Raw genomic sequence first — 6,220 nt, 5'->3', positions numbered from 1 at the left:
TTATTCCCTTTATCTTTTATATCCCCTATCCGACAAGAGGCTATCCGTTTGTCCCTTAACCCAATGTAAAGTCTCCACTGGTTCAAGTTTTATTCCCGCCCCCAAACAAAGCCGCCCCGTGGCCCAACCGGCAAACGGTTCGGCCGCAGGGCGGCATACAGGCAGAGTCCGGCTTATTTTTTCACGGCAGGCTGCGCGGCCTTAGGCGCGGCAGAAGAAACCGTCGCCTCCGCCTTCAACTTGTTCAGCACCGCATCACCGATGCCCTTCACGTTTTTCAGCTCCTCCACCGATTTGAACGCACCGTTCTTCTGACGGTATTCCACAATCGCCTTCGCCTTAGCCGGGCCGATACCCGGCAATGCCTCCAGCTCCGCAGAAGAGGCCGTATTGACGTTCACAGCAGCCAAAGAGAATGCCGTACAAACGGCGGCAACTACACCAAATAAAAATTTCTTCATCAGGGTTTTCCTATAACGTGTCAGATTGAATAAACCGGGCCGTCTGCAGGACGGTTTTCCCCCCCCCGCCGATACTGCCGCATCGACAGTAGAACACGGCCCTGTTCCATATAAATGCATACGACATATTAACGCAAATGCCGTTTGATTTCAAACATTCCAAACGGTTAACCGTAACTTTCGGTACTTTTGTGCAAGAATAACAACAGGGTAAATATCCCCAATTCAAATGCCAAGATGCACAAATACCCCATAAACACCGGTACATCAATATCCCAATGTTTGACCCCAACACCTGTTATCCCAATTCTGCCGCCAAACCGACAGAAACGACAGGCATGTAAAAAGCCCCCGACATCAGTCGGGGGCTTCGGAATGGGTGTTTGGCGGTGACCTACTTTCACATGGAAGAACCACACTATCATCGGCGCTGAGTCGTTTCACGGTCCTGTTCGGGATGGGAAGGCGTGGGACCAACTCGCTATGGCCGCCAAACTTAAACTGTTACAAATTGGTAAAGCCTTAATCGGTATAAATGGTGATGACTGAATCAGTCAGTAAGCTTTTATTATTTGAAGTTCTTCAAATGATAGAGTCAAGCCTCACGAGCAATTAGTATGGGTTAGCTTCACGCGTTACCGCGCTTCCACACCCCCCCTATCAACGTCCTGGTCTCGAACGACTCTTTAGTGTGGTTAAACCACAAGGGAAGTCTCATCTTCAGGCGAGTTTCGCGCTTAGATGCTTTCAGCGCTTATCTCTTCCGAACTTAGCTACCCGGCTATGCAACTGGCGTTACAACCGGTACACCAGAGGTTCGTCCACTCCGGTCCTCTCGTACTAGGAGCAGCCCCCGTCAAACTTCCAACGCCCACTGCAGATAGGGACCAAACTGTCTCACGACGTTTTAAACCCAGCTCACGTACCACTTTAAATGGCGAACAGCCATACCCTTGGGACCGACTACAGCCCCAGGATGTGATGAGCCGACATCGAGGTGCCAAACTCCGCCGTCGATATGAACTCTTGGGCGGAATCAGCCTGTTATCCCCGGAGTACCTTTTATCCGTTGAGCGATGGCCCTTCCATACAGAACCACCGGATCACTATGTCCTGCTTTCGCACCTGCTCGACTTGTCGGTCTCGCAGTTAAGCTACCTTTTGCCATTGCACTATCAGTCCGATTTCCGACCGGACCTAGGTAACCTTCGAACTCCTCCGTTACTCTTTGGGAGGAGACCGCCCCAGTCAAACTGCCTACCATGCACGGTCCCCGACCCGGATTACGGGTCTGGGTTAGAACCTCAAAGACACCAGGGTGGTATTTCAAGGACGGCTCCACAGAGACTGGCGTCTCTGCTTCAAAGCCTCCCACCTATCCTACACAAGTGACTTCAAAGTCCAATGCAAAGCTACAGTAAAGGTTCACGGGGTCTTTCCGTCTAGCAGCGGGTAGATTGCATCTTCACAACCACTTCAACTTCGCTGAGTCTCGGGAGGAGACAGTGTGGCCATCGTTACGCCATTCGTGCGGGTCGGAACTTACCCGACAAGGAATTTCGCTACCTTAGGACCGTTATAGTTACGGCCGCCGTTTACTGGGGCTTCGATCCGATGCTTGCACATCTTCAATTAACCTTCCAGCACCGGGCAGGCGTCACACCCTATACGTCCACTTTCGTGTTAGCAGAGTGCTGTGTTTTTAATAAACAGTCGCAGCCACCTATTCTCTGCGACCCTCCAGGGCTTACGGAGCAAGTCCTTAACCTTAGAGGGCATACCTTCTCCCGAAGTTACGGTATCAATTTGCCGAGTTCCTTCTCCCGAGTTCTCTCAAGCGCCTTAGAATTCTCATCCTGCCCACCTGTGTCGGTTTGCGGTACGGTTCGATTCAAACTGAAGCTTAGTGGCTTTTCCTGGAAGCGTGGTATCGGTTACTTCATGTCCGTAGACACTCGTCATCACTTCTCGGTGTTAAGAAGACCCGGATTTGCCTAAGTCTTCCACCTACCGGCTTAAACAAGCTATTCCAACAGCTTGCTAACCTAACCTTCTCCGTCCCCACATCGCATTTGAATCAAGTACAGGAATATTAACCTGTTTCCCATCGACTACGCATTTCTGCCTCGCCTTAGGGGCCGACTCACCCTACGCCGATGAACGTTGCGTAGGAAACCTTGGGCTTTCGGCGAGCGGGCTTTTCACCCGCTTTATCGCTACTCATGTCAACATTCGCACTTCTGATACCTCCAGCACACTTTACAATGCACCTTCATCGGCCTACAGAACGCTCCCCTACCATGCCAGTAAACTGGCATCCGCAGCTTCGGTTATAGATTTGAGCCCCGTTACATCTTCCGCGCAGGACGACTCGACCAGTGAGCTATTACGCTTTCTTTAAATGATGGCTGCTTCTAAGCCAACATCCTGGCTGTCTGGGCCTTCCCACTTCGTTTACCACTTAATCTATCATTTGGGACCTTAGCTGGCGGTCTGGGTTGTTTCCCTCTTGACAACGGACGTTAGCACCCGCTGTCTGTCTCCCGAGGAACCACTTGATGGTATTCTTAGTTTGCCATGGGTTGGTAAGTTGCAATAACCCCCTAGCCATAACAGTGCTTTACCCCCATCAGTGTCTTGCTCGAGGCACTACCTAAATAGTTTTCGGGGAGAACCAGCTATCTCCGAGTTTGTTTAGCCTTTCACCCCTATCCACAGCTCATCCCCGCATTTTGCAACATGCGTGGGTTCGGTCCTCCAGTACCTGTTACGGCACCTTCAACCTGGCCATGGATAGATCACTCGGTTTCGGGTCTACACCCAGCAACTGTTCGCCCTATTAAGACTCGGTTTCCCTACGCCTCCCCTATTCGGTTAAGCTCGCTACTGAATGTAAGTCGTTGACCCATTATACAAAAGGTACGCAGTCACACCACAAGGATGCTCCCACTGTTTGTATGCATCAGGTTTCAGGTTCTATTTCACTCCCCTCCCGGGGTTCTTTTCGCCTTTCCCTCACGGTACTGGTTCACTATCGGTCGATGATGAGTATTTAGCCTTGGAGGATGGTCCCCCCATATTCAGACAGGATTTCACGTGTCCCGCCCTACTTTTCGTACGCTTAGTACCACTGTTGAGATTTCGAATACGGGACTATCACCCACTATGGTCAAGCTTCCCAGCTTGTTCTTCTATCTCGACAGTTATCACGTACAGGCTCCTCCGCGTTCGCTCGCCACTACTTGCGGAATCTCGGTTGATTTCTTTTCCTCCGGGTACTTAGATGGTTCAGTTCTCCGGGTTCGCTTCGCTTATCCTATGTATTCAGATAAGGATACCTCCTAAGAGGTGGGTTTCCCCATTCGGACACCGCGGGATCATAGCTTTATTGCCAGCTCCCCCGCGCTTTTCGCAGGCTTACACGTCCTTCGTCGCCTATCATCGCCAAGGCATCCACCTGATGCACTTATTCACTTGACTCTATCATTTCAAGAACCTCTCTGACTTCGTTTACCTACCCGTTGACTAGGGAAGTAAACTTGAAATTCCTACTTTGATAAAGCTTACTGCTTGTTGTGTCTTAATCCTGCCTTTTGTCTTTCAGGATTAAGTCGATACAATCATCACCCAAATACTGTGTTTGTTTTCTTTTCTCTTGCGAGAGATTCTTTATCCTTTGCAAAGAATAAAAAATCAAAACAAACTCATTGTCTTTGTTTGTTGATTTCGGCTTTCCAATTTGTTAAAGATCGATGCGTCGATATTTCACTTCGCAAATCAAAATAAGCTGCTAAGTATAGCAGGCTTCCTTTGATTTGTAAAGTGCTTGGTGGAGGCAAACGGGATCGAACCGATGACCCCCTGCTTGCAAAGCAGGTGCTCTACCAACTGAGCTATGCCCCCGTTCTTGGTGGGTCTGGGAGGACTTGAACCTCCGACCCCACGCTTATCAAGCGTGTGCTCTAACCAGCTGAGCTACAAACCCGGATTCTCTTCTTAAGCGAATCTTGTCTTCACTCAAGCTTTTCTCTTCCGCATCTTTTACAGTTTACCGATAAGTGTGAATGCATCAGACCTCTTCTTTCTCTAGAAAGGAGGTGATCCAGCCGCAGGTTCCCCTACGGCTACCTTGTTACGACTTCACCCCAGTCATGAAGCATACCGTGGTAAGCGGGCTCCTTGCGGTTACCCTACCTACTTCTGGTATCCCCCACTCCCATGGTGTGACGGGCGGTGTGTACAAGACCCGGGAACGTATTCACCGCAGTATGCTGACCTGCGATTACTAGCGATTCCGACTTCATGCACTCGAGTTGCAGAGTGCAATCCGGACTACGATCGGTTTTGTGAGATTGGCTCCGCCTCGCGGCTTGGCTACCCTCTGTACCGACCATTGTATGACGTGTGAAGCCCTGGTCATAAGGGCCATGAGGACTTGACGTCATCCCCACCTTCCTCCGGCTTGTCACCGGCAGTCTCATTAGAGTGCCCAACTTAATGATGGCAACTAATGACAAGGGTTGCGCTCGTTGCGGGACTTAACCCAACATCTCACGACACGAGCTGACGACAGCCATGCAGCACCTGTGTTACGGCTCCCGAAGGCACTCCTCCGTCTCTGGAGGATTCCGTACATGTCAAGACCAGGTAAGGTTCTTCGCGTTGCATCGAATTAATCCACATCATCCACCGCTTGTGCGGGTCCCCGTCAATTCCTTTGAGTTTTAATCTTGCGACCGTACTCCCCAGGCGGTCAATTTCACGCGTTAGCTACGCTACTAAGCAATCAAGTTGCCCAACAGCTAATTGACATCGTTTAGGGCGTGGACTACCAGGGTATCTAATCCTGTTTGCTACCCACGCTTTCGAGCATGAACGTCAGTGTTATCCCAGGAGGCTGCCTTCGCCATCGGTATTCCTCCACATCTCTACGCATTTCACTGCTACACGTGGAATTCTACCTCCCTCTGACACACTCTAGTCACCCAGTTCAGAACGCAGTTCCCAGGTTGAGCCCGGGGATTTCACATCCTGCTTAAGTAACCGTCTGCGCTCGCTTTACGCCCAGTAATTCCGATTAACGCTCGCACCCTACGTATTACCGCGGCTGCTGGCACGTAGTTAGCCGGTGCTTATTCTTCAGGTACCGTCATCAACTGTCGGTATTAGCAACAGCCTTTTCTTCCCTGACAAAAGTCCTTTACAACCCGAAGGCCTTCTTCAGACACGCGGCATGGCTGGATCAGGCTTGCGCCCATTGTCCAAAATTCCCCACTGCTGCCTCCCGTAGGAGTCTGGGCCGTGTCTCAGTCCCAGTGTGGCGGATCATCCTCTCAGACCCGCTACTGATCGTCGCCTTGGTAGGCCTTTACCCCACCAACTAGCTAATCAGATATCGGCCGCTCGAATAACGCAAGGCCCGAAGGTCCCCTGCTTTCCTCCTCAGAGAATATGCGGTATTAGCTAATCTTTCGATTAGTTATCCCCCATTACTCGGTACGTTCCGATATGTTACTCACCCGTTCGCCACTCGCCACCCAAGAAGCAAGCTTCTCTGTGCTGCCGTCCGACTTGCATGTGTAAAGCATGCCGCCAGCGTTCAATCTGAGCCAGGATCAAACTCTTATGTTCAATCTCTAACTTATAACTTCTGGTCTGCTTCAAAGAAACCGACAGGACAATGTCTAAAACATCATCTTGTCTGTCTTTCAAACAGTGTGAGGCCTAATGCACTCACACTTATCGGTAATCTGTTTTTT

At 50.5% G+C, this 6,220-nt stretch carries 1 protein-coding gene, 2 tRNA genes and 3 rRNA genes; all 6 read right to left on the bottom strand.

The features are described from left to right. Positions 1-173 precede the first annotated feature (173 nt). The 6 genes from HMPREF2661_RS04035 to HMPREF2661_RS04010 all read right to left on the bottom strand — a co-directional run bounded on the left by HMPREF2661_RS04035 (position 174) and on the right by HMPREF2661_RS04010 (position 6,092). Positions 174-461: a ComEA family DNA-binding protein gene (locus HMPREF2661_RS04035; RefSeq protein ID WP_049323884.1), complete on the bottom strand. Its 288-nt coding sequence runs from the start codon at positions 459-461 to the stop codon at positions 174-176. 381 nt (positions 462-842) lie between these two features. Next, positions 843-956 (bottom strand): 5S ribosomal RNA (gene rrf, locus HMPREF2661_RS04030). A gap of 96 nt (positions 957-1,052) precedes the next feature. Then, a 23S ribosomal RNA gene (locus HMPREF2661_RS04025) occupies positions 1,053-3,941 on the bottom strand. Positions 3,942-4,288: 347 nt separating this feature from the next. Further along, positions 4,289-4,364: transfer RNA gene (locus HMPREF2661_RS04020), tRNA-Ala, on the bottom strand. A 5-nt stretch (positions 4,365-4,369) separates the two neighbouring features. After that, a tRNA-Ile gene (locus HMPREF2661_RS04015) sits at positions 4,370-4,446 on the bottom strand. 105 nt (positions 4,447-4,551) lie between these two features. Then, positions 4,552-6,092: ribosomal RNA gene (locus HMPREF2661_RS04010) — 16S ribosomal RNA — on the bottom strand. Together the 16S, 23S and 5S rRNA genes with 2 tRNA genes alongside form the textbook arrangement of a ribosomal RNA operon. Positions 6,093-6,220 lie beyond the last annotated feature (128 nt).

It is taken from the genome of Neisseria sp. HMSC061B04 (assembly GCF_001836705.1).
GTDB lineage: Bacteria > Pseudomonadota > Gammaproteobacteria > Burkholderiales > Neisseriaceae > Neisseria.
Note: the sequence above shows the minus strand (reverse complement) of the source record. Positions and strands in the feature narration are given on the sequence as shown.

Bases quoted from the DNA above. Each gene is read 5' to 3' on its own strand.
- HMPREF2661_RS04035 (WP_049323884.1), bottom strand. From the start codon at position 461: ATGAAGAAATTTTTATTTGGTGTAGTTGCCGCCGTTTGTACGGCATTC.